This is a genomic window from Streptomyces sp. GD-15H (assembly GCF_045291515.1).
In the GTDB taxonomy this organism is placed as follows: Bacteria; Actinomycetota; Actinomycetes; order Streptomycetales; family Streptomycetaceae; genus Streptomyces.
Window position 1 is genome coordinate 5,162,600 of the sequence record NZ_CP149447.1, and the last position, 24,865, is coordinate 5,187,464.

Here is a 24,865-nt window from a genome sequence, read left to right on the forward strand (position 1 = left end):
GGTCTACACGTCATGACGCAGCCGCCCCAGCCGCCCAACCAGCCTCCGCAGCAGCCCGGCTTCGGCCCGCCGCCGGAGCCGTCGCAGCCGGCGGGTCAGCAGCCGTCGGCCGCCCCGGGAGGGCCGGACCTCAACAAGGCCCCGGAGCCGGGGTACGGCTACCCGCAGCAGACTCCGCCTCCGCAGCAGTCGCCGCAGGCCGCCCCGCAGACACCGCCCACGCCGACGGGCCCGCCGACGCCGCCCGGGTACGGCTACCCGCAGCAGCCCCCGGCCGGTTACGGCTACCCGGGCCAGCAGCCGGGACAGCCGGGCCCGTACGGGCAGCCGCAGCAGCCGTACGGCCAGCCCGGTGCGTACGGGCAGCCGCAGCAGCCGTACGGCCAGCCCGGTTACGGCTATCCGCATCCGACCATGCCGATGCAGCCGCACCCCGGCGGGCCCGGCGGCGGACGGAAGGTCAACGCGCAGCTGGCCATCATCGTCTCGGCGGTCGTGGCCATCGCCCTGATCGTCGGCGCCGGCGTCTGGTACTCGTCCTCGTCCGGCGGCGGCGACAAGGAGACCACCGCGGACTCGGGCGGCACCGACGGCGGCAAGAAGGACGCCGAGAACGGCGGCGGCTCCACCACCGGCGGCAAGGAGAAGGCCCCGGCCGACCCCGCCGCCGAGGTCCTCTTCCAGATACCGGCGCCGAAGGTCCCGAAGGACAGCTCGACCATCGTCGTCTCCGGTTCCTGGCTGACCGACACGGTGTACGCCAAGAGCGGCGTCGCCGAGGTCGTCGGCTACGACGCCGTCAAGGGCAGCGAGCTGTGGACGCTCGACCTGCCCGGACCGGTGTGCGAGGCCAGCGACCACGTCACCGAGGACGGCAAGACGGCGATCGTCTACAAGCCGAGGATGCCGACCAAGAACGATCCGCAGCGGTGCACGCAGGTCGCGGCCTTCGACCTCGCCACGGGCGAGAAGCTGTGGTCCGAGACGGCCAAGTCCGGTACCCAGGAGATCAGTTTCAACAACGTCACCGTCAGCGGGAACACCGTCGCGGCGGCCAGCACCAGCGGCGGCGCCGCCTGGGACATCACCTCCGGCAAGCCCCTGTGGGCGCCCAAGACGTCCGACTCCTGCTACGACTCCGGCTACGGCGGCGGCCCGAAGCTGGTCGCGGTGCGCAAGTGCGGTTCGTACGACCAGCGTCAGCTGCACATCCAGAACGTCGACCCGAAGTCCGGCAAGGTGATCTCCGAGTACAAGATGACCGAGAGTATCGAGTACGCCGCGGTCGTGTCCACCGACCCGCTGGTCGTGGCCGCCGACGTCGGCGACTCCGCCGGTGACGGCAGCGGCATCTCGGACTTCTTCTCCATCGACAGCAAGAGCGGCAAGCTGCGTACCCGCATCTCCGCCCCCGGTGACGACTTCGCGGCCCGCTGCGACGGCATCACCAGGATCGAGCACTGCAGCGGGCTGGCGGTCGGCAACGACCGGCTGTACATCCCGACCGAGGAACACGAGGGTACGGGCGAGTACAGCCGGACCAACGAGATCGTCGCCTTCGACCTGGCCACCGGCAAGCAGACCGGCCAGCGCGCCGACGCGGGCGACGGCTACACGATCACCCCGCTGCGCATGGACGGCGGCAACATCCTGGCGTACAAGCGGCCGCCCTACGACAAGGGCGGGCAGATCGTGAGCATCGACGGCGGCACCTTCAAGCAGACCAAGCTGCTGGAGAACCCGGCGACGGAGTCGGTGCGGGACGTGGAGACGGGGATGTCGCCCGGGCACTCCGAGATCCTGTTCTCGCAGGGACGCCTGTACATGTCGGAGGTGTACGCCAGCGAGTCCACTTCGGACAGGGAGGAGTACCTGGCGATCGCCTTCGGTACCGACTGATCGTTCCGCCGGCCCGTTCGTACGGCCCCGCTCCTGTTCCGGGGCGGGGCCGTACGCGTACCGCTGATCAGGTGCCCCTCGCCACCGAATGCGAGAATTTCGGTGATCCGGGGCGATTCTCGCCGATAGGGGGAGCGCGACGTCGAACAAGCGTGTAGCTTCCGGGACCGGACGGGGAGGCGGCGCACGGGGGTGCGCTCGCGGTATGGGGGGTTGATACATGGGCGTGCGGTTGATGGTGGTCGACGACCACCGGCTGCTCGCCGAGGCGTTGGCCTCGGCGTTGAAGCTGCGGGGGCACCGGGTGCTGGCCGCGGCGGCACCGGTGGCGGGGGCGGCGGATCTGGTGATCAGCAGGGCGCCGGAGGTGTGCCTGCTGGGGACGGCGGCACCGGCGGAGCCCGGCATCTTCGACCCGGTGGTGAAGGTCAAGCGGGAGCGGCCGCAGGTGGCGGTGCTGGTGCTGGGCCCGGTGCCCAGCCCTCGCGGGATCGCGGCGGCGTTCGCGGCGGGGGCGTCCGGCTATGTGCGGCACGACGAACGCATCGAGGGCGTGGAACGGGCGATCATGAAGGCGCGGGCCGGTGAGGCCGCGGTGGCGCCGCAGTTGCTGCAGGGGGCGTTCGGCGAGCTGCTGAATCCGGCGGCGCAACCGGACGACGAGGGGCAGCGGTTGCTGCGGATGCTCACCCCACGCGAGGTGGAGGTCCTGGTCCGGGTGGCCGACGGTGAGGACACCCGGCTGATCGCGGCGGGCATGGGCATAGCACCGTCCACCGCGCGGACGCATGTGCAGCGCGTGCTGATGAAGCTGGGCGTGGGGTCCAGGCTGGAGGCCGCGGCACTGGCGGCCCGGACGGGACTGCTGGACCGGGCGGGACCGGTGCGGGGGGCGGCGCCTTCCGAGGAGTGGGGGAGCGGGGGAGCAGGGGAGCGGACGGAGTAGGGGTGCCCGCGGTGCGGACACCCCGTCCCGTCATCTTCCCGCCGGGGCGGGGCGGTCACGCGCCCCGCTGTTCCTCCGGTGCGCCGTCCGTGATGTCCACGGGCGGCGGAGCGATGGGCCTCAGCTTCAGCCAGACGAGGAAGAACAGGCCCAGGGCCAGCATGCCCAGGCCGGTCCACAGATTGATGTTGACGCCCTGGGCCTTGTCGATGTCCGCGTCGGACGCGGTGATGCCCGCGAGGGTGACGATGACGCCGTACACCACGAACAGGACGCCGATGAGGCGGCGGATGTCGAAGAGGCGGGCGGCGGTCACGGACTTGGTCCGCAGTTCGGAGACCTCCTCCTGGAGGTCCTTGTCCGAATAGTGTTCGGAGTGGTGCTCGGACATGGTCTCTCAGACTCCTCGGTCGGAACGTGGTCAGAACGAGAACGGGATGTAGCAGGCGGCCGCCAGAACCACCGCGCCCCAGCCGAGCAGCGCCGGCCTGCGGTACCAGGCGTCGTCGCCCTCGGCGGGCGGCTCGGCCATACCGGGCGAGGTGGTGCCGTAGACCAGGCCCTGGAGATCCTCGGCCGGCTTCGGCGCGGTGAACAGTGACACCGCGACCATGACCACCGCGCCGGCGACGAAGCCCGCGATCGCGGAGACGAAGTTGGCGCCCTGGTCGGAGGGGATGCCGACGATGCCCTGCTCGTAGAGGACGAAGTAGTTGACCATCGCGGCGGTGGTGCCGGCGAGCAGGCCCCAGAAGCCGGACTTCATCGACGCCCGCTTCCAGAACATGCCGATGATGAAGACCACGAACATCGGCACGTTGAAGAAGGAGAACAGCGTCTGGAGGTAGCTCATGATGTTAGAGAACGACGAGGCCAGGAAGGCCGTGCCGATCGACGCCAGGACCCCGATCACGGTGATCAGCCGGCCGAAGCGGACGTAGTACGCGTCCTCGCGGCCCCGTCGCACGTAGCGTGCCCAGATGTCGGTGGTGAACACCGTGTTGAAGGAGGAGATGTTGGCCGCCATGCCCGCCATGAACGCGGCCAGCAGACCGGTCACCGCGATGCCCAGGACACCGTTGGGCAGCAACTGCTCCATCAGGTAGGGGATGGCGTCGTTGTACTGGAGATCCGATTCGGGGGTGCCGATCGTGGGCACCAGGACGGCCGCGACCAGGCCCGGGATCATCACCAGGAAGACGATGAAGATCTTCGGGTACGCGGCGATGAGCGGGGTGCGCTGGGCCGCGGAGAGGTTCTTCGCGGACAGGGCGCGCTGCACCTCGGCGAAGTTGGTCGTCCAGTAGCCGAAGGACAGGACGAAGCCGAGACCGAGGACGATGGTCAGCCAGTTGGCGCCGAGCGGGTTGTCGCTGCCGATGCCGGTGCCGCCCCAGGAGGTCATGAAGTCGGCGCCGCGGGACTCGGTGAGGGACTCGGACAGCCCGTCCCAGCCGCCGACGCTCTTCAGGCCGAGCACGGTGATCGGGATGAGCGCGGCGAGGATGACGAAGAACTGCAGCACCTCGTTGTAGATGGCCGACGAGAGGCCGCCGAGGGTGATGTACGCCAGGACGAAGAAGCCGGCGACGACGATGGCCACCCACTGCGGCCAGCCCAGGAGGGCCTCGACCACGATCGCCAGCGCGTAGAGGTTGACGCCGGCGATGAGGATGGAGGCGCAGGCGAACAGGAGCGAGCTGAGCAGGTGGGCCGCCTTGTCGAAGCGCAGCAGCAGGAACTCGGGGACCGAGCGGACCTTGGAACCGTAGTAGAACGGCATCATCACCAGGCCGAGGAAGACCATCGCCGGGATGGCGCCGATCCAGTACCAGTGCGTGGTGTAGACGCCGTACTGCGCGCTGTTGGCCGCCATGCCCAGGATCTCGGTGGCGCCCAGGTTGGCGGCGATGAACGCCAGACCGGTGACCCAGGCGGCCAGGGAGCGGCCGGAGAGGAAGAAGTCGAGGCTGGTCTTGACGGAGCGGCGGGCGGCGAAGCCGATGCCGAGGACGACGACGAAGTAGATCCCGAGGATCGTGTAGTCGAGCCAGTTCGTGGGGAGCCGCAGCTCGGCCGCGAGGTGGTATGTGGGGGTTTGCATGAGTACTCGCTTCGTTGCGCGAACCGATACGTTGCGGAACCTACGCCTCCGCGCTCAGCGATTGAACACTTTTGATGGTGCTCTTTGTTTGATCGTGAGGGGGCTGGTCGTGGTGAGTTGCGTTTTGGTATGTTGGGTTATGTTGGAAGAGTGTGAAGGTAGTGCAGTGAACAAGGCAGCGAACAAGCCAGAGCAGCAGTGAACGGCTCGAATGGAGCGTCCGGCGTGAAGAAGACCTCGACCCGACTGGCCGACGGTCGCGAACTCATCTACTACGACCTGCGCGACGACACCGTGCGCGACGCGGCCGACCGCCGCCCGCTGGACGCCACCGTCACGACGTCCGAGATCCGCCGTGACCCGCTGCTCGGCGACCGTGTCGCCATCGCCTCCCACCGCCAGGGCCGCACCTACCACCCGCCGGCCGACGAATGCCCCCTGTGCCCCTCCGAGGGCGACCGGCTCAGCGAGGTCCCGGACTCGTCGTACGACGTCGTGGTCTTCGAGAACCGCTTCCCCTCGCTGGCCGGCGACTCCGGCCGCTGCGAGGTCGTCTGCTTCACCTCGGACCACAACGCCTCCTTCGCCGCCCTGAGCGAACGGCAGGCCCGGCTGGTCCTGGACGCCTGGACGGACCGGACGTCGGAGCTGTCCCATCTGCCCTCCGTTGCACAGGTGTTCTGCTTCGAGAACCGGGGGGCCGAGATCGGCGTCACCCTCCAGCACCCGCACGGGCAGATCTACGCCTACCCGTTCATCACCCCCCGCACCGCCCTGATGCTGCGCCAAGTGGCCGCACACAAGGAGGCGACCGGCGGGGAGAACCTGTTCGACGCCGTCCTGGAGGGGGAACTCGCGGACGAGCGGGTCGTCCTGGAGAGTGAACACTGGGCTGCCTTCGTGCCGTACGCGGCGCACTGGCCCTACGAGGTCCACCTGTACCCGAAACGCCGGGTGCCCGACCTGCTCGCGCTCGACGAGGCGGCACGCACAGAGTTTCCCCGGGTCTACCTGGAACTGCTGCGGCGGTTCGACCGGATCTTCGATGGGCGGGACGGAGGGGAAACTCCGAGGGCGAGCCTCCGACGCCGTACATCGCGGCCTGGCACCAGGCCCCGTTCGGCACGCTGGAGGAGTTCGACGGCGTCACGCGCGACGACTTCGCGCTCCACCTCGAGCTTTTCACCATTCGCCGCACATCCGGCAAGCTGAAGTTCCTCGCGGGCTCCGAGTCCGGCATGAACGTGTTCATCAACGACGTGCCGCCGGAGCGCGCGGCCGAGCGACTGCGAGAGGTAGCGAGTTCATGAGCGGGAAGTACCTGGTCACCGGTGGCGCGGGCTATGTCGGAAGTGTCGTGGCCCAGCATCTGCTGGAGGCGGGCCACGAGGTCGTCGTCCTCGACAACCTCTCCACGGGCCTGCGCGAGGCCGTACCGGACGGTGCTTCCTTCCTCGAGGGAGACATCCGCGGCGCCGCCACCTGGCTGGACCCCTCCTTCGACGGCGTCCTGCACTTCGCCGCGTTCTCCCAGGTCGGCGAGTCGGTCGTGCGGCCCGAGAAGTACTGGGAGAACAACGTCGGCGGCACCATGGCTCTGCTGGAGGCGATGCGCTCGGCGGGTGTGCGCCGACTGGTCTTCTCCTCGACCGCGGCGACCTACGGCGAGCCCGAACAGGTCCCGATCCTCGAATCCGCCCCGACCCGGCCCACCAACCCCTACGGCGCCTCCAAGCTGGCCGTCGACCACATGATCACCGGCGAGGCGGCGGCGCACGGCCTGGGCGCGGTCTCGCTGCGCTACTTCAACGTGGCCGGCGCCTACGGCCAGTACGGCGAGCGGCACGACCCCGAGTCCCACCTGATCCCGCTCGTCCTCCAGGTCGCCCAGGGACGGCGCGAGGCGATCAGCGTCTACGGCGACGACTACCCGACGCCGGACGGCACCTGCGTACGCGACTACATCCACGTCGCCGACCTGGCCGAGGCGCACCTGCTGGCGCTGACGGCGGCGGCCGCCGGCGAACACCTGATCTGCAACCTCGGCAACGGCAACGGCTTCTCCGTCCGCGAGGTCGTCGAGACGGTCCGTCAGGTCACCGGCCACCCGATTCCCGAGGTCGTGGCACCCCGCCGGGGCGGCGACCCGGCGGTCCTGGTGGCGTCGGCCGCCACGGCCCGCGAGAAACTGGGCTGGAAGCCGTCCCGCGCCGACCTCACGGGCATCGTCGCGGACGCGTGGGAGTTCGCGCAGCGGCACACCGGACGGGGCGTTCAGCGTACGTGAGGAACGTGACGAAGGGGCAGGGGCAGGGCATGAGCGAGTCCAACGCCGGCGAGGCGGCCGCGGGGACGGTCGGCGGACGATTCCGGGAACTGTACGGAGCCGCACCGCACGGCGTCTGGGCGGCACCGGGCCGGGTCAACCTCATCGGCGAGCACACCGACTACAACGACGGCTTCGTCATGCCGTTCGCCCTGCCGCACACCGCGGTCGCGGCGGTCTCCCGGCGCGACGACGGCGTCCTGCGCCTGCACTCCGCGGACGTGGACGCGCCCGTCGCGGAGCTGACGGTGGACTCCCTCGACCCCGGCACGGACAAGAACTGGACCGCCTACCCGGCGGGCGTCGTATGGGCCCTGCGCGAGGCCGGCCACGCGGTGACCGGCGCGGACATCCACCTCGCTTCGACGGTCCCGGCCGGCGCCGGTCTGTCCTCCTCGGCGGCCCTGGAGGTCGTCGTCGCCCTGGCCCTGAACGACCTGTACGGACTGGGCCTGCGCGGCTGGCAGTTGGCCCGCCTGTGCCAGCGCGCGGAGAACGTCTACGTCGGCGCCCCCGTCGGCATCATGGACCAGACGGCGTCCGCCTGCTGCGAGAGCGGTCACGCCCTGTTCCTCGACACCCGCGACCTCTCCCAGCGGCAGATCCCCTTCGACCTGGCCGCCGAGGGCATGCGCCTGCTGGTCGTCGACACCGGCGTCAAGCACAGCCACAGCGAGGGCGAGTACGGCAAACGCCGGGCCGGCTGCGAGAAGGGCGCGGCCCTGCTGGGCGTCGACGCGCTGCGGGACATCCCGTACGCCGAGCTCGACGCGGCGCTGGCGCGGCTGGGCGACGAGGAGGGGGTCCGCCGCCTGGTCCGCCACGTCGTGACCGAGAACGAGCGGGTGGAACGGGTGATCGCCCTGCTGGAGTCGGGCGACACCCGCGCCATCGGCCCGGTACTCGTCGCCGGCCACGCCTCCCTCCGGGACGACTTCCGCGTCTCCTGTCCCGAACTCGACCTGGTCGTCGACACGGCCCTCGCCTCCGGCGCCCTCGGCGCCCGCATGACCGGCGGCGGCTTCGGCGGCTCCGCCATCGTCCTTGCGGAGGCGACGGACGTGGACGCCCTCACCAAGGCGGTGGAGGAAGCCTTCGCGACGGCCGGCTTCAAGTCCCCCGCGTCTTCGAGGCGGTGCCTTCGGCGGGAGCCCGACGGGTCCGCTGAACACCGGGGGCCGCCGCGCGACAGGAGAAGCGAAGGCCCTCATGAAGGAGGAACAGCTCCTCGCGTATTCCGATGGCCGAGACACCGCGGAGATCACGCCGAGAGGCTGCGCATCGGTGGGGGTGTCGAGGCGGACGAGGAACGAATTCGCGCTCCCCGCTCGGGAAGTTCGGAGTGCCGGGCGGGGGGCGGCGTCACCTCCGATGTGCTCGACGTGCTCGACGAGTTCCGGCGTCCGGCTCCAGGCGTTTCGTCAGCGTGTACTCCGTGATGCCCGGTGGGTAGTCGGGGATCGTGCAGACCACCTCGTAGCCGTGACGCCGGTAGAACTTCGGGGCCTGGAAGTCCCAGGTCTCCACGCGGGAGGAGCGGCAGCCGCGCTGGTCGGTGGCGATGCGTTCCGCCGTGGAGAGGAGGAGGGTGCCGAGGCCCGCGCCGCGGTGGCGTTCGTCGACCCAGAGGTAGGTCACGTGCAGCCAGGTCGTCCAGGTGTGGCCGACCAGGCCGCCCGCCAGGTCGCCGGCCGGGTCCGATGCCCACACGTGCAAAGGGGACTCGCGTTCCTGCGGGGTTCCGCGCAGGGCGCGCAGCACCGGGGACGCCGCCGTGTTCGTGTCCCGCAGCCTCCTGCGGAGCAGATCACGTCGGGCTTTGTCGAATTCTGTCTCAAGACGAAACATGCGGCTCACCATAAACGCGCAGGAGCGCCAGTTCTGCGAATAGCCTTCCCCTCCGGGCCCCCGTCCGTACTCTGATGAACAGCGCCGGTGGGGGCCGGCGCTGTTCAGGGGGCGAGACACTCGGGTACGCGATCCGGGGCGGGGCGGTGGTGATGCGCGGCGGCGGCCGGGCGGCTCCCGGCGGCCCGCCCCGGGAGCGGTGGTTCCGGTCGGGGCCCGTTGGGCCGGAACCGGACTCCGGCGTCGTACCCGTGCCGATGACCGGTGTCGTCTTCCGACGACGGGTAGTCCCCTGCTCTGCGGAGAGCATGGGGAAGGGGGTTTCGTGCAACGTATCCGAGTGCTGGTCGTCGACGACCATCGCATCTTCGCCGAGTCGCTCGCCGCGGCCCTGGCCGCCGAGCCGGACGTCGAGGTGTCCGCGGCGGGCAGCGGCCCGACCGCACTGCGGTGCCTGGAGCGGGCGGCCGCCGAGGGGCGGCGGTTCGACGTCTTACTCGTCGACGCCGACCTGGGCGGCACGGTGCTGTCCGGCCCCTCCGCCGTACCGGCGCGAGCGGGCGACGAGGACGGCATCGTCGACGGGATGTCCCTGGTCACCGGCGTGCGCTCGGTCCACCCGCGGGTACGGATCGTCGTCCTCGCCGAGAAGGACGACCCGCGCCGTGCCGCGCTCGCCCTGCAGGCCGGCGCCGGCGGCTGGGTCGCCAAGGACTGCTCGCTGAGCCGGCTGCTCACCGTCATCCGGGGCGTACTGCGCGACGAGACACATCTGCCGCCCGCCCTGCTCACCGGGGTGCTGCGCGAACTGACCGCCGCGCGCAAGCACCGCACCGAGAGCGAACAGCTCGTGGAGTCCCTGACCCCGCGCGAGCGGGAGGTGCTGCGGTGCATGGTCGCGGGCCTGGGGCGCAAGGCCGTCGCCGAGCGCCTGTACCTGTCCCCGCACACCGTCCGTACGCACATGCAGAACGTGCTCGGCAAGCTGGGCGTGCACTCCACCCTCGCCGCCGTCGCCCTCGCCCGGCGGGCGGGCGTGGGGCCCGTCGACCTAACCGGGGATGTTGTCGAACGGGGCGGTCAGTTGGCGTAGCAGGCCCGCCAGTTCGCCGCGCTGGGCGCGGGAGAGCTCGGCGAGGATCGCCCGCTCCTGCGCCAGCAGCCCGGCCAGTGCCTGGTCGGCGCGGTCGCGGCCCTCGTCCGTGAGGCGGACCAGGACGCCGCGCCGGTCGTTGGGGTCGGGCAGGCGCTCCACCAGACCCTTCTTGGTCAGGCGGTCGATGCGGTTGGTCATCGTGCCCGAGGTGACCAGCGTCTGCGTGAGGAGCTGCCCGGGCGAGAGCTGGTAGGGGGCGCCCGCGCGGCGCAGCGCGGTCAGGACGTCGAACTCCCAGGGCTCCAGCCCGTGCTCGGCGAAGGCCAGCCTGCGGGCCCGGTCCAGATGCCGGGCGAGCCTGCTCACCCGGCTGAGCACCTCGAGTGGTTCCACGTCGAGGTCCGGGCGCTCCCGGCGCCATGCTGCGACCAGCCGATCGACCTCGTCCTCCATGGCGATCAGTGTAGTGGTTGTGTCGACATGAAGTCTCTTGAAGCCAAGCTTCTTGACGACGAGATAATTCTTGCGGGACGCTGGGTACCCGTCGGCCGACTCCAGGAGGCTCCATGCCCGCGGTCACCGATCCCCTCTGGGATCCCGTCCAGTACCTGCGCCACGCCGGGCCCCGTACCCGCCCCTTCCTCGACCTCCTCGCCCGTGTCCCCGAACTCCCCGGCGACCCGCCCCGCATCGCCGACCTCGGCTGCGGCGCCGGCAACGTCACCGCCCTGCTCGCCGGCCGCTGGCCGGCCGCCCGCATCACCGGCTACGACAACTCGCCCGAGATGCTCGACGCGGCCCACGTCGCCCACGAGGGCCCGACCCCGGGCGGCGGCCGACTGGACTTCGCCCGCGCCGACGTCCGCACCTGGACGCCCGGCCAGGCGTACGACCTGATCGTCAGCAACGCCACCCTGCAGTGGATCCCCGGGCACGCGGACCGGTTCGCCGACTGGATCGCCGGACTCACCCCCGGCGGCACCCTCGCCTTCCAGGTGCCCGGCAACTTCGACGCCCCCAGCCACGCCCTCATGCGTGAACTCGCCCACTCCCCACGCTGGCGCTCCCGCCTCCGGGACACCCTGCGCCACGCCGACGCCGTCCTCACCCCCGCCGCCTACCTGGACCACCTCACCGGCACCGGCTGCACGGCCGACGCGTGGGAGACGACGTACATCCACCTGCTGCACGGACAGGACCCGGTCCTGGACTGGGTCAGGGGCACCGGCCTGCGGCCCGTTCTCACCGCCCTCGCAGACGATCCCGAGGCGCGCGACGCCTTCGTCGACGAGTACCGCACCGCCCTGCGCGCCGCCTACCCGGCGGGCCCGCACGGCACCCCGTTCCCCTTCCGCCGCGTCTTCGCGGTCGCCGTCAAGGAAGCGTGACGGATGCCCACCGCCGTCGACCATGTGCGGCTCGCCGCCCCGCCCGGCTCCGAGGACCGTCTCCGCGCGTACTACGCCGCTGTCCTCGGCATGGCCGAGGTGCCGAAGCCGCCTATTCCGGCCGTGCGCGGCGGCTGCTGGTTCCGGGCGGGGGACATACGGCTCCATCTGGGCATCGAGGACGACTTCCGGCCCGCCTGGAAGGCCCACCCCGGCCTGAGGGTGACCGGCATCGAGGCGTACGCCACCCGCCTGGCGTGTCACGGCGCCCCGGTCATCTGGGACGACGGCCTCCCCGGCCACAGGCGCTTCTACTCCGAGGACCCGGTGGGCAACCTGCTGGAGTTCCTGGAGCCGAGCGGCTGACGTTCCCGTCGGCTCACGGACGCAGGCCCAGCAGGCGCCCGACCTCCGCGTGCGGAATGCCCTCTTTGAGGGTCCCCTCGGCCTTCCGGCGCCGGTAATCGGCGATGGCCAGGGCGTCTTCCAGATCCTCGATCACCCGGGGAGCGACGAGGGGCGCGGTCACGCCGCCCTCGTCGGCGAGAGCGAGGGGCTCGCGGCCGCCTCCCAGCCGGTGGACCGGATCCTCCAGAGGGAGGCGGCCTCGCTGATCGTCATCTCGGTCATGGGCACACGATCCACGCGGCCGGGCCGCGGATTCAGCTCTTGCGGTGGCCCATCAGGCGGGGCTTGGGCTCCAGGCCGTCCAGGCCGTGCCACGCCAGGTTCACCAGGTGCGCTGCCACCTCCGCCTTCTTCGGCTTGCGGACGTCCAGCCACCACTGGCCGGTCAGCGCGACCATCCCGACCAGTGCCTGCGCGTACAGCGGGGCCAGCTTGGGATCGAAACCGCGGCTCTTGAACTCACGGCCCAGGATGTCCTCCACCTGGGTTGCGATGTCCGAGATGAGGGAGGCGAAGGTCCCCGTCGACTGCGGGATCGGGGAGTCGCGGACCAGGATGCGGAAACCGTCCGTGTACTCCTCGATGTAGTCCAGCAGCGCGAACGCCGCCTGCTCGCACAGCTCCCGCGGATGCCCCGCGGTCAGCGAACCCGTCACCATGTCCAGCAGGCGCCGCATCTCGCGGTCCACCACCACCGCGTACAGGCCCTCCTTGCCGCCGAAGTGCTCGTACACCACCGGCTTGGAGACCCCGGCCTTCGCCGCGATCTCCTCCACCGACGTGCCCTCGAAACCCTTCTCCGCGAACAACGTACGGCCGATCTCCAGCAGTTGCTGACGGCGCTCCGCACCGGTCATCCGGGTGCGGCGCGTCCGCCGGGGCTTGTCGTTGCCTGAGGTGCTGCTGGAGTCGGTCGCCACGGCGACCATCATGCCGCCTCGGCGGTCTCCCGCCCGCGCCGGGAGCCGCCCTCCGTGGTGTGACGACGTGAATCGATACGCGAGCGTGACGGCCACCGCACGTCGTACGCCCAGCCCAACTGCTCGAACCAGCGGATCAGTCGGGCCGAGGAGTCCAGCTGCCCCCGCTCCACCCCGTGCCGCGCGGACGTCGGGTCGGCGTGGTGCAGGTTGTGCCAGGACTCACCACAGGACAGGACCGCCAGCCACCACACGTTGCCCGAACGGTCCCGCGACTTGAAGGGCCGCTTGCCCACCGCGTGACAGATCGAATTGATCGACCACGTCACGTGATGCAACAGAGCCACCCGGACGAGTGACCCCCAGAAGAAGCCCGTGAACGCCCCCCACCACGACATCGTCACCAGACCACCGATCAGCGCCGGCAGCGCCAGCGACAGCGCCGCCCACAGAATGAACTGGCGGGAGATCGCACGCAGCGTCGGGTCCTTGATCAGATCCGGCGCGTACTTGTCCTGCGGGGTCTGCTCCTCGTCGAACATCCAGCCGAGATGGGCCCACCACAGGCCCTTGAGCAGCGCCGGCACCGACTCCCCGTACCGCCACGGCGAATGCGGATCGCCCTCCGCGTCCGAGAACTTGTGGTGCTTGCGGTGGTCCGCCACCCAGCGCACCAGCGGCCCCTCCACCGCCATCGAACCCGCCACCGCCAGCGCGATCTTCAACGGCCGCTTCGCCTTGAACGAACCATGCGTGAAGTGACGGTGGAAACCGATGGTGATGCCGTGGCAACCGAGGAAGTAGAAGAACACCAGCAGCCCGAGATCCAGCCAGCTCACCCCCCAGCCCCACCCCAGCGGCACCGCCGCCAGCAGTGCCAGGAACGGCACGACGATGAAGAACAGCAGAGTGATCTGCTCGAGGGAACGCTTGCGCTCGCCGCCCAGCGTGGCGGACGGGACGGCGGCGGCGTCGGAGTCGGGCGCGGGCCTCCTGGAGGCTTCGTCGATGACGTCGGGGCTTGAGGTCATGCGTGTCCCCTGTGAGGTATGAGGGTTGGGGGTGATGCCGGGTCGGCGGAACCGCACCACACTTCCTACGGTTCCGTAACCTACTGCGTCGTAAGTATGACAGTGCGCGGCCCGGCGGCACGAGCCCACGAACCTGCGCGTCCCGGCCGACACCTATCCTGGAAGTCGGTCGGACAGCGCGGTCCGCTCTGATTCCTTCCCGGATGCCCGGCCCGTATGCGGCGCCAGCCGCCCGAGACGCCGTCCGGGTTCCCTCCAGACCAGCTTCCACACTGCAAGGAGCCGCACCTGTGAGCAGTGCCGACGACCAGACCGTGTCCACGGCGAGCACGAGCAGCGAACTGCGGGCCGACATCCGCCGACTGGGTGACCTTCTCGGAGAGACCCTCGTCCGCCAGGACGGCCCCGAACTCCTCGCCCTCGTCGAAAAGGTACGCCGACTCACCCGCGAGGACGGCGAGGCCGCAGCCGAACTGCTGCGCGGCACCGAACTCGAAACCGCCGCCAAACTGGTCCGCGCCTTCTCCACCTACTTCCACCTGGCCAACGTCACCGAACAGGTCCACCGCGGCCGCGAACTGCGCGCCCGACGCGCCACCGAGGGCGGACTGCTCGCCCGCACCGCCGACCGGCTCAAGGACGCCGACCCCGCACACCTGCGGGAAACCGTGCGGCACCTCAACGTCCGCCCCGTCTTCACCGCCCACCCCACCGAGGCCGCACGCCGCTCCGTCCTCAACAAGCTGCGCCGCATCGCCGCGCTCCTGGACACCCCCGTCATCGCCTCCGACCGGCGCCGCCTCGACACCCGCCTCGCCGAGAACATCGACCTCGTCTGGCAGACCGACGAACTGCGCGTCGTCCGCCCCGAACCCGTCGACGAGGCCCGCAACGCCATCTACTACCTCGACGAACTCCACGCCGGTGCCGTCGGCGACGTCCTCGAGGACCTCACGGCGGAACTCGAACGCGTCGGCGTCAAGCTCCCCGACGACACCCGCCCCCTCACCTTCGGCACCTGGATCGGCGGCGACCGCGACGGCAACCCCAACGTCACCCCCCAGGTGACCTGGGACGTCCTCATCCTCCAGCACGAACACGGCATCAACGACGCCCTGGAGATGATCGACGAACTCCGCGGATTCCTCTCCAACTCCATCCGCTACGCCGGAGCCACCGACGACCTCCTCACCTCTCTGAAGGCCGACCTCGACAACCTCCCCGAGATCAGCCCCCGCTACAAGCGCCTCAACGCCGAGGAGCCCTACCGGCTCAAGGCCACCTGCATCCGGCAGAAGCTCGAGAACACCAAGCAGCGCCTCGCCAAGGACACCCCGCACCAGCCCGGCCGCGACTACCTCGGCACCGGCGAGCTCCTCACCGACCTGCGGATCATCCAGGCCTCACTGCGCGAACACCGCGGCAGCCTCTTCGCCGACGGCCGGCTCGCCCGCACCATCCGCACCCTCGCCGCCTTCGGCCTCCAGCTCGCCACCATGGACGTACGCGAACACGCCGACGCCCACCACCACGCCCTCGGCCAGCTGTTCGACCGGCTCGGCGAGGAATCCTGGCGCTACACCGACATGCCCCGTGACTACCGCACCAAGCTCCTCGCCAAGGAACTGCGGTCGCGACGTCCCCTCGCCCCCACCCCCGCGCCCGTCGACGCGGCCGGCGAGAAGACCCTCGGCGTCTTCCAGACCGTCAAGCGGGCCCTGGAGATCTTCGGACCCGAGGTCATCGAGTCCTACGTCATCTCCATGTGCCAGGGCGCCGACGACGTCTTCGCCGCCGCCGTCCTCGCCCGCGAAGCCGGACTCATCGACCTGCACGCCGGCTGGGCGAAGATCGGCATCGTGCCCCTCCTCGAGACCACCGACGAGTTGAAGGCCGCCGACACCATCCTCGAGGACATGCTCGCCGACCCGTCCTACCGGCGCCTCGTCTCCCTCAGGGGCGACGTCCAGGAAGTCATGCTCGGCTACTCCGACTCCTCCAAGTTCGGCGGCATCACCACCAGCCAGTGGGAGATCCACCGCGCCCAGCGCCGACTGCGCGACGTCGCCCACCGCTACGGCGTACGCCTGCGCCTCTTCCACGGCCGCGGCGGCACCGTCGGCCGCGGCGGCGGCCCCACCCACGACGCCATCCTCGCCCAGCCCTGGGGCACCCTCGAGGGCGAGATCAAGGTCACCGAACAGGGCGAGGTCATCTCCGACAAGTACCTCATCCCCGCGCTCGCCAGGGAGAACCTGGAACTCTCGGTCGCCGCCACCCTCCAGGCGTCCGCCCTGCACACCGCACCCCGCCAGTCCGACGAGGCGCTCGCCCGCTGGGACGCCGCCATGGACGTCGTCAGCAACGCCGCCCACGACGCCTACCGCCGGCTCGTCGAGGACCCCGACCTGCCCGCCTACTTCTTCGCCTCCACCCCCGTCGACCAGCTCGCCGACCTCCACCTCGGCTCCCGGCCCTCCCGCCGCCCCGACTCCGGTGCCGGCCTGGACGGCCTGCGCGCCATCCCCTGGGTGTTCGGCTGGACCCAGTCCCGGCAGATCGTCCCCGGCTGGTACGGCGTCGGCTCCGGCCTCAGGGCCCTGCGCAAGGCCGGCCTGGACACCGTGCTCGACGAGATGCACGAACAGTGGCACTTCTTCCGCAACTTCATCTCCAACGTCGAGATGACCCTCGCCAAGACCGACCTGCGCATCGCCCGGCACTACGTCGACACCCTCGTCCCCGACCACCTCAAGCACGTCTTCGACACCATCCGCGCCGAACACGAACTCACCGTCGCCGAGGTGCTCCGCGTCACCGGCGAGAGTGAACTCCTGGACGCCGAACCGGTGCTCAAGCAGACCTTCGCCATCCGCGACGCCTACCTCGACCCCATCTCCTACCTCCAGGTGGCCCTGCTCAAGCGCCAGCGCGACGCCGTCACCGCCGACGCGCAGCCCGACCCCCTGCTCGCCCGAGCCCTCCTCCTCACCGTCAACGGAGTCGCCGCCGGCCTGCGCAACACCGGCTGACCCGACCCGCGTACGACACGACACAGGTGCCCCCGGGCCGGTGTGCGGCTCGGGGGCACCTGTGTCGTGTCACCGGACCGCCGGCGAACCCGCCCTCACCTCACCAGGAACGCCGCCGTCACCAGCGCCACGCCCGACAACCCCATCACCCACGCGGGCCGCGTCCGCAGCAACCCGCCCGCCACCACCACCGACGCCAGCATCAGCGCCCCGCCCAGCGGAACCCACGCGTGGAGCACCCCCGCCGGACCGGAACGCACCACCTCGGTCCCGCCCGGCTTCACCACCACCGTGTACGTCCGGCCCTCCGCCACGGCCACCGTGTCCTCCAGCACCACCTCGGCCCGCGGCTGCGACCCCGGCGACAACGGCGTGTACGCCCCCTCGCAGGTCCCCGCACCGCACGACGTCACGGCGACCGTGCCCCGCTCCCGCCCCTTCGTCAGCATCGCGTACTGCGCCGTACCCCACGACGCCCACACGCCCGCGATCAGGATCAGCACGGTGACCGTGCCCATCGCCGCGAACCGGCCGAACCGCAGCGCGGCGGAGAAACCCCGGGAGGGAGAGCCCCGGGAGGAGGAGCCCCGGGAGGAGGAGACGGCAGCAGGCATGGCCGAGATCCTTGGCCATGCCTGCACGGTCGGTCAACCTCGGCCGGGTGTGAGGCACCGAATCCGGCTCAGGAGTTGTACGTGCCCTGCGCCCGCTCCAGACCCTCGATCACCAAACACTCCACCGCGTCCGCCGCCCGGTCCACGAAGTAGTCCAGCTCCTTGCGCTCCGCCGACGAGAAGTCCCGCAGCACGTAGTCCGCCACCTGCATCCGCCCCGGCGGCCGCCCGATCCCGAACCGCGCCCGGTGGTACTCCCGCCCGAACGCCTTCGTCATCGACTTCAACCCGTTGTGACCGTTGTCCCCGCCCCCCAGCTTCAGCCGCAGCGTCCCGTAGTCGATGTCCAGCTCGTCGTGCACCGCCACCACATGAGCCACCGGCACCTTGTAGAACTCCCGCAGCGCGTTCACCGGACCGCCCGACAGGTTCATGAACGACATCGGCTTCATCACGATCACCCGCCTGGCCTGGACCCGGCGGCCCGATCCGCCCCTCCACCACCTGCGCCTGGGCCTTCCCGGCCCGCTTGAACCGGCCCCCGACCCGTTCCGCCAGCAGGTCCGCCACCATGAACCCCACGTTGTGCCGGTTCATCGCGTACTCCGGCCCCGGATTGCCCAGTCCCGCGATCAGCCAGGGCGCCGCCGCATCGGTCGTCACGTCCGTGTCTCCTTCATTCACGCATCCGCGCATCCGCGTCCTCATACGCGTCGGCCGCTGCCCCCGCACGGGAACAGCGGCCGACGCGCAGTGAAGAACACGAAGCCTCCACAGGCAACGAAGCCTACGAGGACGATCAGGCCTCGGCGGCCTCCTCCTCGCCCTCCGCTGCCTCCTCGGCCTGCGCGGCCAGCACCTGCAGCACCACGGTGTCCTCTTCCACCGCGAGCGTCACACCGGCCGGCAGCACCAGGTCCTTGGCGAGGATCGCGGCACCGGCCGCCAGGCCCTGCACCGAGACCGTCACGCCGTCCGGAATGTTCGTCGCCTCGGCCTCGACCGGCAGCGCGGGAATGACGTGCTCCAGCAGGTTGCCGCCCGGGGCCAGCTCGCCCTCGGGGTTCACGTGGATCTCGACGGTGACCCGCTCGCCCCGCTTCACCTTCAGCAGGTCCACGTGCTCCAGGAAACCGCGCAGCGGGTCACGCTGCACCGCCTTCGGGATCGCCAGCTGGCTGCCCTCACCGTCGATGACCAGCTCGATCAGCACGTTCGGCGTACGCAGCGCCATCAGCAGCTCGTGGCCCGGAAGCGTCAGGTGCAGCGGCTCGAGACCGTGCTCGTACACCACACCCGGAACCTTGTTGTCACGACGGATACGACGCGCGGCACCCTTGCCGAACTCGCTCCGCGTCTCGGCGTGCAGCTTCACCTGGGACATGCTCACTCCTCGAAGTCAGTTACCGGTGGGGGTACCCCCTGCTCCTTGGAGCTTGGGGGAGGTCACCCGGCCACGAACGGCCTGCTACGAAGAGCGCGTCGATTACGGACCGCCGTACCCCTCACGAAGTGGTACGGCCTCCCTCGCCGAGCAACTGCAGCAGTCTACTCGGACAGGGAGGCCATACCCAAAACGATCACCCGGGCGATGACCGGGGCCCCGGTGGGCCCCGCCGGGGCCCACTGCAGAACCCTTCCTGCACGATCAGCGCCCAGTCAGCACAAGCCCCAGGGGGCTACCGCCTACTGCTCGTCGAACAGGCTCGTCACCGAACCGTCCTCGAACACCTCACGCACCGCACGCGCGATCGTCGGCGCGATCGACAGCACCTTGATCTTGTCCAGATCGCCGTTCATCTCACCCGGCGTCGGCAGCGTGTCCGTGAACACGAACTCACTCACCCGCGAGTTCTTCAGCCGGTCCGTCGCAGGACCCGACAGCACACCGTGCGTCGCCGTCACGATGACGTCCTCCGCGCCGTGCGCGAACAGCGCCTCCGCCGCCGCACAGATCGTGCCACCGGTGTCGATCATGTCGTCCACCAGGACACACACGCGGCCCTTCACCTCACCGACCACCTCGTGGACCGTGACCTGATTCGCCACATCCTTGTCCCGCCGCTTGTGCACGATCGCCAGCGGCGCGCCCAGCCGGTCGCACCAGCGGTCCGCCACCCGCACCCGGCCCGCGTCCGGCGAGACCACGGTCAGCTTCTCCCGGTCCACCTTCGCGCCCACGTAGTCCGCGAGCAGCGGCAACGCGAAGAGGTGGTCGACGGGCCCGTCGAAGAAGCCCTGGATCTGATCCGTGTGCAGATCCACCGTCAGCACCCGGGTCGCACCCGCCGTCTTCATCAGATCCGCGATCAGACGCGCCGAGATCGGTTCACGCCCCCGGTGCTTCTTGTCCTGCCGCGCGTAACCGTAGAACGGCACGATCACCGTGATGGACCTGGCCGACGCGCGCTTCAACGCGTCGATCATGATCAACTGTTCCATGATCCACTTGTTGATCGGTGCCGTGTGGCTCTGCATCAGGAAACAGTCGGCACCACGAGCCGACTCCTCGTACCGCACATAGATCTCGCCGTTGGCGAAGTCGAAGGCCTTCGTCGGGACAACCTCGACCCCCAGCTGGCGGGCGACGTCCTCGGCAAGCTCGGGGTGGGCGCGGCCGGAGAAGAGCATCATCTTCTTCTGGCCGGTCGTCTTGATCCCGGTCACAGCACTTTCTCCTCAGAGGTTTCGCAGGTATCGCGGGGAATCGCGGGGTAACGCGGCTCGGTCACGAGCGGCCTCTCGGCCTGTACGCGAGGAGCCGTCTCAGCAGGTGGGGTGCGGATGTGCATTTATCACGGTACGCCGCATCAGGCGCGCCGTTTTCCGGTCAACCCTCCTCGGCCGACCCCCGCGAAGCCGCCTCCGCCGCCTTCGCGGAAGCACTCCCCGGACGCTTACGAGCCACCCAACCCTCGATGTTCCGCTGCTGGCCACGGGCCACGGCCAGTGAACCGGGCGGCACATCCTTCGTGATCACAGAGCCTGCAGCCGTGTAAGCACCGTCCCCGACGGTGACAGGTGCCACGAACATGTTGTCCGACCCCGTCTTGCAGTGCGAGCCGACCGTCGTGTGATGTTTGTCCTGCCCGTCATAGTTCACGAACACGCTCGCCGCACCGATGTTCGAAAACTCGCCGATCGTGGCGTCCCCCACATACGACAGATGCGGAACCTTCGTCCCCTCACCGATCGACGCGTTCTTCGTCTCCACGTACGTACCGATCTTGCCCTCGCGCCCGAGCCGCGTCCCCGGACGCAGATACGCATACGGCCCGACGGTCGCCTCCGGTCCGATCTCGGCACCCGCCGACACCGTGTGGTCCACCCGCGCGCCGGCCCCCACCCGCGTGTCCGTCAGCCGCGAGTTCGGACCCACCTCACAGCCCTCGGCGAGATGCGTCGCACCGTGCAACTGCGTCCCCGGATGCACCACCACGTCCCGCTCGAACGTCACCGCCACATCCACCCACGTCGTGGCCGGATCGACGACCGTCACCCCGGCCAGCATGGCCTCCGTCAGCAGCCGGTCGTTGAGGACCCGCCGCGCCTCGGCGAGCTGCACACGGTTGTTGATCCCCGCGACCTCCCGGTGGTCATCCGCCACCGACGCACCCACCCGGTGCCCCGCCTCACGCAGGATCCCCAGGACGTCGGTCAGGTACTCCTCACCCTGACTGTTGTCCGTCCGCACCTTCTTCAGCGCCTCCGCCAGCAACGCCCCGTCGAACGCGAACACACCCGAATTGATCTCACGCAGCGCCCGCTGCTCGTCGGTCGCGTCCTTGTGCTCCACGATCGCGGTGACGGCCCCGGACGCCCCGTCCCGCACGATCCGCCCGTACCCCGTCGCGTCCGGCACCTCGGCCGTCAGCACCGTCACCGCGTTCCCGTCGGCGGAGTGCGTGGACGAAAGCCGCCGCAGCGTCTCACCCGTCAGCAGCGGGGTGTCGCCACAGACGACCACCACGGTCCCCTCCACCGAACCGCCCAGCTCCTCCAGCCCCATCCGCACTGCGTGCCCGGTGCCGTTCTGCCGTGCCTGCACCGCGGTGCGGACGTCGGGGGAGATCTCGGCGAGGTGCGCGGCCACCTGCTCGCGGGCGTGGCCCACGACGACGACCAGGTTCTCCGGCTCCAGCTCACCGGCGGCGGCGAGTACGTGGCCCACCAGGGAACGGCCGCAGATGTCGTGCAGGACCTTCGGTGTGGCCGATTTCATACGGGTGCCCTCACCCGCTGCGAGTACGACGACGGCTGCCGGGCGGTTGGCGCTCACAAGGATGCCCTTCGGCTGTAAGGGGGCGGGGGTGGACAACCGCAGGATACCGGGGTGTTTCGAGGGGGACATGAGTGCGGGTCCTGACCGGGGGTTCGACCGGTCAGGACCCGCACTCATGTCTTGGTGGGCTGTGGCTCCCCCGCAAGGATTCGAACCTTGTCCTACTAGATCCAAAATCTAGTGTGCTGCCAGTTACACCACGGGGGACAGCGCCTCAGACCTTACCGGAGACGTGCTTGCGCGTGGGTCACGATGGCGCCCCACCAGCCCTCGATGCGACGGTACAGCTCACTGCCCTGTCGCACAGTGAGGACGAGGCACCCACGGTAGCTGTCGCCCGTGTTCTTACGCACGGTGTTCGGGTTATGCCGTTTCAGCGTTGTCTTGCCGAAGGCGCTCCGGTCGGCTTGGACCAGGTCCGCCCAGTACCTCTCGGCAGCCTCGACGTTGGCCGACTCGTGAATCACCATGCGTACCCGATGCGCCCCCGCTCCACTGAGAGTAGGTCCAGCCAGGCAAGGAAGAGACGGATCATGTCGGGGTCGCTGTTGACGAACGCGACGCGCTCACGCCGGGCGTGAGGTTTGTCTTTGGTGCCCTCGGCCCAGTAGAGGGCGACCCCGGTGAGAAACAGCTCGCGGGAAGTCATGGTGCCGATCTCACTCGCGGCGACTGCTTTGGTCCGCTGACGGACTCTGCTGCGCAATTCGTTCATGCGGAAAGTCGGTAGCTGAGTCGTTCGAGCCTGCTGCTGCGAGGGCGGTCGAGGGGCAGGGGCCCGGTGGTCCAGTGGGTGTCGAGTCTGACGAGGTTGAGTGCCGTGGCGGAGAAGGCGTGTTGAAGGCGGACTTTCGGCAGGCCGCGGTAGCGAGCCCGGCGGATGCCGGTGACATCGAGGGCCTGGTTGATGGTGCCCTCGACGCCGGCGCGCAGGGCGTACTTGTTCTTCCAGGTGTCGGTCTTCTGCTCGGCGCGGGCCCGGGCGAGGTTCTCGTGGAGTTCCTCGGGACGCAGGGTGAGCATGCGGCGCCCGGGTTTCGAGGTGGTGCACTGCTTCTGGAAGAGGCAGTCGCGGCAGGTCAGGACACTGAAGGTGATCACGATGGCGTCCTTGCCGTGCTGCTTGACCGGGTTCCAGTGGGAGCTGGTGCGACCGGCGGGGCAGCGGACCTGACGGGTCTTCCAGTTGATGGTGAAGGCGTTCTTGTCGAAGCCTTCGGCGGCCTTGGCCTGCGCGGAGTGGTCCAGGAGGACCGGGGTGACCATGCGGATGCCGTCCTGCATGGCCTTGGTGATCAGGTCTGCTGAGGGGTAGCCGGAGTCGAGGTAGTGCTCGGCGGGTTTCACGCCGCGCTCGGTGAGCTTGCGTTGGATCGGTGCGGTCGCCTTCACATCGGGCACGGTCGCGTCGGTGGTATGCACGTCGGTGATGAGGTTCGGCACCACCCCTGTCCCAGAACCTGCCCCAGACCCGGCGGCGGCGTCGGGGAGTGTGCCGCACGTCTCGGTCAGGTGGATCTTGTAGCCCATCCAGAACAGGTCCTCACCCTTGGCCGCCCACCGTGCGTCACGGTCATAGGGGGAGGACAGGCGGAGTTGACCGGGCGGGACACCGTCGTCGGCGTCCCGCTTCCTGATCACCTGCCGTCCCCGCGCGTCGCTGCGGATGAGGTAGGTCTGCACGAGGACCTGCCGCAGCAGGTCCACCGCCTCGATCTCGCGGATCCACCCCGGCGCGTCCTCGGCCCAGGCCGCCCGGCACAAGGCGAGGGCATCCTGCCCGAAGACCTGGGCGAGACGGTCGCGTCTGGTCTGCGAGGGCGGCATGCGCCAGCCGTCGGCCCGCGGCCCGTACCGCTCGGCGAACTCGGTGATGTCGATCTGCCCGGCCAGCCAGAGCGGGGCCGCGACCGCCAGGGCCTCCAGCGCCGCCCGCACGCTCTCCCCGGCCAGCTCCAGACGGTTCAAGTCCCGCACCGCACTGATCACATGGGTGGAATCGGTACGCTGCTTGCCGCCGGCCGCCACCAGACCGGCCTCCTTGCAGTGCGCCAAGAGCCGGTCGAAGACCACCCGCTCCATGCCGCTGTCCGCGAGCCGGGTACGGAACCTGGACAGGACACTGGCGTCGAAGCCGGTGTCGGTGAGCTCCGCACCGAGGGCGTACTTCCAGTCGATCGCCCGTACCGCCATCGCCGCGGCCTGCCGATCGGTGAGGTCCTCGGCGAACTGCAACACCGTCACCAGCGACAACACCCCCGGCGACAGGCCCGGAGCCCCACGCACCCCGAACGCGGCGGAAAACGGCTCATCAGCGAAGACCTCCGCCAGACGGTCCCGCACCCGTATCGCCAGACTCCCCTTCGGGAACGCCGCCCGGGCCACCATCACGGTCTGCTCCGGGATCTCCGGCAGCCCCGCCGGCCGCATCGACATCCGTACCGCCTCCACGGCCGCACGACAGAGAAGCGACCCCAGGAACGATCATCGCGGACCCGACCTCACCCCCGCAGCGAATTGCGCAGCAGAGTCCTGACGCTCTTCGTCCCGCACCGCCAGTTCGTGCTCCCACCTCTTCCGAGCCGCGAGCTTCGCCTGTTCCGTCGGGTCGCGTCGCTCTGGTTTCGGCAGGTCCCTGACCCACAGGGAGATCGAGCTCTTGGAGCAGCCCAGCACCACTTGGATCTGGTCGTACGTCCAGCCCTGGAGTCGGAGTTCTCTCGCCTTCTCGCGCAGGTCGTCCTTCGCGTTCGGGCGCTCCGTCCACTCCGGCGGCGGCTCACCCTGCAGGAGGCGGTTGAGGATGTCGTTGTTGTCGCCGTGGAGTCGGTCGCGGATCTGGCGGCGGCTCAGTCCCGCCTGCCGCAGCGCCACCGCCTGCTCCCGCAGTCCCTCGGAGTCGGCGTACTTGCCCGGTGCGTGTGCCATACGCATACCGTCCGGGCGGAATACGGGCTTCCGGGGTCGAACG

General features: G+C 69.9%; 21 protein-coding genes, 1 tRNA gene and 4 pseudogenes. 9 read left to right on the forward strand and 17 right to left on the reverse strand.

Annotated features, from left to right (window positions below; translation table 11 throughout):
- The first annotated feature begins 12 nt into the window (after window positions 1-12).
- Window positions 13-1,899 carry a PQQ-binding-like beta-propeller repeat protein gene (locus WJ438_RS24600; protein WP_406727167.1) on the forward strand — a complete coding sequence of 629 codons (1,887 nt, stop codon included), beginning with the start codon at window positions 13-15 and terminating at the stop codon, window positions 1,897-1,899.
- Between the two features lie 220 nt (window positions 1,900-2,119).
- The gene (locus tag WJ438_RS24605) at window positions 2,120-2,845 is read left to right on the forward strand and encodes a LuxR C-terminal-related transcriptional regulator (RefSeq protein ID WP_406727168.1); all 726 of its coding nucleotides are present in this window, start codon (window positions 2,120-2,122) and stop codon (window positions 2,843-2,845) included.
- 55 nt (window positions 2,846-2,900) lie between these two features.
- Here the strand turns inward: WJ438_RS24605 and WJ438_RS24610 are convergent, their stop codons facing one another.
- Window positions 2,901-3,236 carry a hypothetical protein gene (locus tag WJ438_RS24610; RefSeq protein WP_406727169.1) on the reverse strand — a complete coding sequence of 112 codons (336 nt, stop codon included), beginning with the start codon at window positions 3,234-3,236 and terminating at the stop codon, window positions 2,901-2,903.
- A 30-nt stretch (window positions 3,237-3,266) separates the two neighbouring features.
- A complete protein-coding gene (locus tag WJ438_RS24615; protein ID WP_406727170.1) occupies window positions 3,267-4,949 on the reverse strand; it encodes a sodium:solute symporter family protein in 1,683 nt (560 codons plus the stop codon).
- 225 nt (window positions 4,950-5,174) lie between these two features.
- On the opposite strand from WJ438_RS24615, the pseudogene galT reads away from it, so the two are divergent.
- From galT to galK, 3 genes and pseudogenes are all read left to right on the forward strand, one after another.
- A pseudogene (galT, locus tag WJ438_RS24620) lies at window positions 5,175-6,259 on the forward strand (galactose-1-phosphate uridylyltransferase).
- A complete protein-coding gene (gene galE, locus WJ438_RS24625; RefSeq protein WP_406727171.1) occupies window positions 6,256-7,236 on the forward strand; it encodes a UDP-glucose 4-epimerase GalE in 981 nt (326 codons plus the stop codon). Before galT ends, galE begins: the two are co-directional and overlap by 4 nt.
- A 29-nt stretch (window positions 7,237-7,265) precedes the next feature.
- Window positions 7,266-8,443, forward strand: a pseudogene (gene galK / locus WJ438_RS24630) (galactokinase).
- 194 nt (window positions 8,444-8,637) lie between these two features.
- Here galK and WJ438_RS24635 read toward each other — a convergent pair.
- The gene (locus WJ438_RS24635; protein ID WP_406727172.1) at window positions 8,638-9,135 is read right to left on the reverse strand and encodes a GNAT family N-acetyltransferase; all 498 of its coding nucleotides are present in this window, start codon (window positions 9,133-9,135) and stop codon (window positions 8,638-8,640) included.
- Between the two features lie 313 nt (window positions 9,136-9,448).
- Between WJ438_RS24635 and WJ438_RS24640 the strand changes: the two genes are divergently transcribed.
- On the forward strand, window positions 9,449-10,216 hold the full coding sequence (locus WJ438_RS24640; RefSeq protein WP_406727173.1) for a LuxR C-terminal-related transcriptional regulator: 768 nt from the start codon (window positions 9,449-9,451) through the stop codon (window positions 10,214-10,216).
- On the opposite strand, the gene tamR is transcribed toward WJ438_RS24640, so the two are convergent.
- Window positions 10,175-10,672 carry a MarR family transcriptional regulator TamR gene (gene tamR / locus WJ438_RS24645; protein ID WP_406727174.1) on the reverse strand — a complete coding sequence of 166 codons (498 nt, stop codon included), beginning with the start codon at window positions 10,670-10,672 and terminating at the stop codon, window positions 10,175-10,177. The two genes, WJ438_RS24640 and tamR, sit on opposite strands and share 42 nt — an antisense overlap.
- A gap of 113 nt (window positions 10,673-10,785) precedes the next feature.
- On the opposite strand from tamR, the gene WJ438_RS24650 reads away from it, so the two are divergent.
- Complete coding sequence (locus tag WJ438_RS24650; RefSeq protein WP_406727175.1) at window positions 10,786-11,607, forward strand: trans-aconitate 2-methyltransferase; 822 nt, start codon at window positions 10,786-10,788, stop codon at window positions 11,605-11,607.
- 3 nt (window positions 11,608-11,610) lie between these two features.
- Window positions 11,611-11,973: a VOC family protein gene (locus tag WJ438_RS24655; protein WP_406727176.1), complete on the forward strand. Its 363-nt coding sequence runs from the start codon at window positions 11,611-11,613 to the stop codon at window positions 11,971-11,973.
- A gap of 13 nt (window positions 11,974-11,986) precedes the next feature.
- Here the strand turns inward: WJ438_RS24655 and WJ438_RS24660 are convergent, their stop codons facing one another.
- From WJ438_RS24660 to WJ438_RS24670, 3 genes are all read right to left on the reverse strand, one after another.
- Window positions 11,987-12,136 (reverse strand): hypothetical protein, encoded by a 150-nt coding sequence (locus WJ438_RS24660; protein ID WP_406727177.1) that lies wholly within the window; start codon window positions 12,134-12,136, stop codon window positions 11,987-11,989.
- A gap of 133 nt (window positions 12,137-12,269) precedes the next feature.
- Window positions 12,270-12,947, reverse strand: a complete 678-nt coding sequence (locus WJ438_RS24665) for a TetR/AcrR family transcriptional regulator (RefSeq protein WP_406727178.1) — start codon at window positions 12,945-12,947, stop codon at window positions 12,270-12,272.
- Window positions 12,944-13,966: an acyl-CoA desaturase gene (locus WJ438_RS24670; protein ID WP_406727179.1), complete on the reverse strand. Its 1,023-nt coding sequence runs from the start codon at window positions 13,964-13,966 to the stop codon at window positions 12,944-12,946. Before WJ438_RS24670 ends, WJ438_RS24665 begins: the two co-directional genes overlap by 4 nt.
- 290 nt (window positions 13,967-14,256) lie before the next feature.
- Between WJ438_RS24670 and ppc the strand changes: the two genes are divergently transcribed.
- On the forward strand, window positions 14,257-16,998 hold the full coding sequence (gene ppc / locus WJ438_RS24675; protein ID WP_406727180.1) for a phosphoenolpyruvate carboxylase: 2,742 nt from the start codon (window positions 14,257-14,259) through the stop codon (window positions 16,996-16,998).
- 95 nt (window positions 16,999-17,093) lie between these two features.
- Here ppc and WJ438_RS24680 read toward each other — a convergent pair whose 3' ends face one another.
- The 10 genes and pseudogenes from WJ438_RS24680 to WJ438_RS24725 form a co-directional block, all read right to left on the reverse strand.
- A complete protein-coding gene (locus tag WJ438_RS24680; RefSeq protein WP_406727181.1) occupies window positions 17,094-17,612 on the reverse strand; it encodes a hypothetical protein in 519 nt (172 codons plus the stop codon).
- Window positions 17,613-17,680: 68 nt separating this feature from the next.
- Window positions 17,681-18,308, reverse strand: a pseudogene (pth, locus tag WJ438_RS24685) (aminoacyl-tRNA hydrolase).
- A gap of 103 nt (window positions 18,309-18,411) precedes the next feature.
- Window positions 18,412-18,996, reverse strand: a complete 585-nt coding sequence (locus WJ438_RS24690) for a 50S ribosomal protein L25/general stress protein Ctc (protein WP_406727182.1) — start codon at window positions 18,994-18,996, stop codon at window positions 18,412-18,414.
- A gap of 302 nt (window positions 18,997-19,298) precedes the next feature.
- Window positions 19,299-20,279 carry a ribose-phosphate diphosphokinase gene (locus WJ438_RS24695; protein WP_406727183.1) on the reverse strand — a complete coding sequence of 327 codons (981 nt, stop codon included), beginning with the start codon at window positions 20,277-20,279 and terminating at the stop codon, window positions 19,299-19,301.
- 163 nt (window positions 20,280-20,442) lie between these two features.
- A complete protein-coding gene (glmU, locus tag WJ438_RS24700) occupies window positions 20,443-21,891 on the reverse strand; it encodes a bifunctional UDP-N-acetylglucosamine diphosphorylase/glucosamine-1-phosphate N-acetyltransferase GlmU (RefSeq protein WP_406729797.1) in 1,449 nt (482 codons plus the stop codon).
- Between the two features lie 134 nt (window positions 21,892-22,025).
- A tRNA-Gln gene (locus WJ438_RS24705) sits at window positions 22,026-22,101 on the reverse strand.
- 14 nt (window positions 22,102-22,115) lie between these two features.
- On the reverse strand, window positions 22,116-22,364 hold the full coding sequence (locus tag WJ438_RS24710; protein WP_406727184.1) for a hypothetical protein: 249 nt from the start codon (window positions 22,362-22,364) through the stop codon (window positions 22,116-22,118).
- The gene (locus WJ438_RS24715) at window positions 22,358-22,609 is read right to left on the reverse strand and encodes a hypothetical protein (RefSeq protein WP_406727185.1); all 252 of its coding nucleotides are present in this window, start codon (window positions 22,607-22,609) and stop codon (window positions 22,358-22,360) included. The genes WJ438_RS24710 and WJ438_RS24715 overlap by 7 nt, the downstream gene beginning before the upstream one ends.
- Window positions 22,606-24,330 carry an IS1182 family transposase gene (locus WJ438_RS24720; protein WP_406727186.1) on the reverse strand — a complete coding sequence of 575 codons (1,725 nt, stop codon included), beginning with the start codon at window positions 24,328-24,330 and terminating at the stop codon, window positions 22,606-22,608. The genes WJ438_RS24715 and WJ438_RS24720 overlap by 4 nt, the downstream gene beginning before the upstream one ends.
- A gap of 66 nt (window positions 24,331-24,396) precedes the next feature.
- A pseudogene (locus WJ438_RS24725) lies at window positions 24,397-24,822 on the reverse strand (hypothetical protein); the annotation flags it as partial.
- Window positions 24,823-24,865 lie beyond the last annotated feature (43 nt).

Excerpts from the sequence above, each read along its gene's own strand:
- WJ438_RS24600 (WP_406727167.1), top strand. The coding sequence starts at position 13 with ATGACGCAGCCGCCCCAGCCGCCCAACCAGCCTCCGCAGCAGCCCGGC.
- WJ438_RS24605 (WP_406727168.1), top strand. The coding sequence starts at position 2,120 with ATGGGCGTGCGGTTGATGGTGGTCGACGACCACCGGCTGCTCGCCGAG.
- WJ438_RS24610 (WP_406727169.1), bottom strand. The coding sequence starts at position 3,236 with ATGTCCGAGCACCACTCCGAACACTATTCGGACAAGGACCTCCAGGAG.
- WJ438_RS24615 (WP_406727170.1), bottom strand. The coding sequence starts at position 4,949 with ATGCAAACCCCCACATACCACCTCGCGGCCGAGCTGCGGCTCCCCACG.
- galE (WP_406727171.1), top strand. The coding sequence starts at position 6,256 with ATGAGCGGGAAGTACCTGGTCACCGGTGGCGCGGGCTATGTCGGAAGT.
- WJ438_RS24635 (WP_406727172.1), bottom strand. The coding sequence starts at position 9,135 with ATGGTGAGCCGCATGTTTCGTCTTGAGACAGAATTCGACAAAGCCCGA.
- tamR (WP_406727174.1), bottom strand. The coding sequence starts at position 10,672 with ATGGAGGACGAGGTCGATCGGCTGGTCGCAGCATGGCGCCGGGAGCGC.
- WJ438_RS24650 (WP_406727175.1), top strand. The coding sequence starts at position 10,786 with ATGCCCGCGGTCACCGATCCCCTCTGGGATCCCGTCCAGTACCTGCGC.
- WJ438_RS24655 (WP_406727176.1), top strand. The coding sequence starts at position 11,611 with ATGCCCACCGCCGTCGACCATGTGCGGCTCGCCGCCCCGCCCGGCTCC.
- WJ438_RS24665 (WP_406727178.1), bottom strand. The coding sequence starts at position 12,947 with ATGATGGTCGCCGTGGCGACCGACTCCAGCAGCACCTCAGGCAACGAC.
- WJ438_RS24670 (WP_406727179.1), bottom strand. The coding sequence starts at position 13,966 with ATGACCTCAAGCCCCGACGTCATCGACGAAGCCTCCAGGAGGCCCGCG.
- WJ438_RS24680 (WP_406727181.1), bottom strand. The coding sequence starts at position 17,612 with ATGCCTGCTGCCGTCTCCTCCTCCCGGGGCTCCTCCTCCCGGGGCTCT.
- WJ438_RS24690 (WP_406727182.1), bottom strand. The coding sequence starts at position 18,996 with ATGTCCCAGGTGAAGCTGCACGCCGAGACGCGGAGCGAGTTCGGCAAG.
- WJ438_RS24710 (WP_406727184.1), bottom strand. The coding sequence starts at position 22,364 with ATGGTGATTCACGAGTCGGCCAACGTCGAGGCTGCCGAGAGGTACTGG.
- WJ438_RS24715 (WP_406727185.1), bottom strand. The coding sequence starts at position 22,609 with ATGAACGAATTGCGCAGCAGAGTCCGTCAGCGGACCAAAGCAGTCGCC.
- WJ438_RS24720 (WP_406727186.1), bottom strand. The coding sequence starts at position 24,330 with ATGTCGATGCGGCCGGCGGGGCTGCCGGAGATCCCGGAGCAGACCGTG.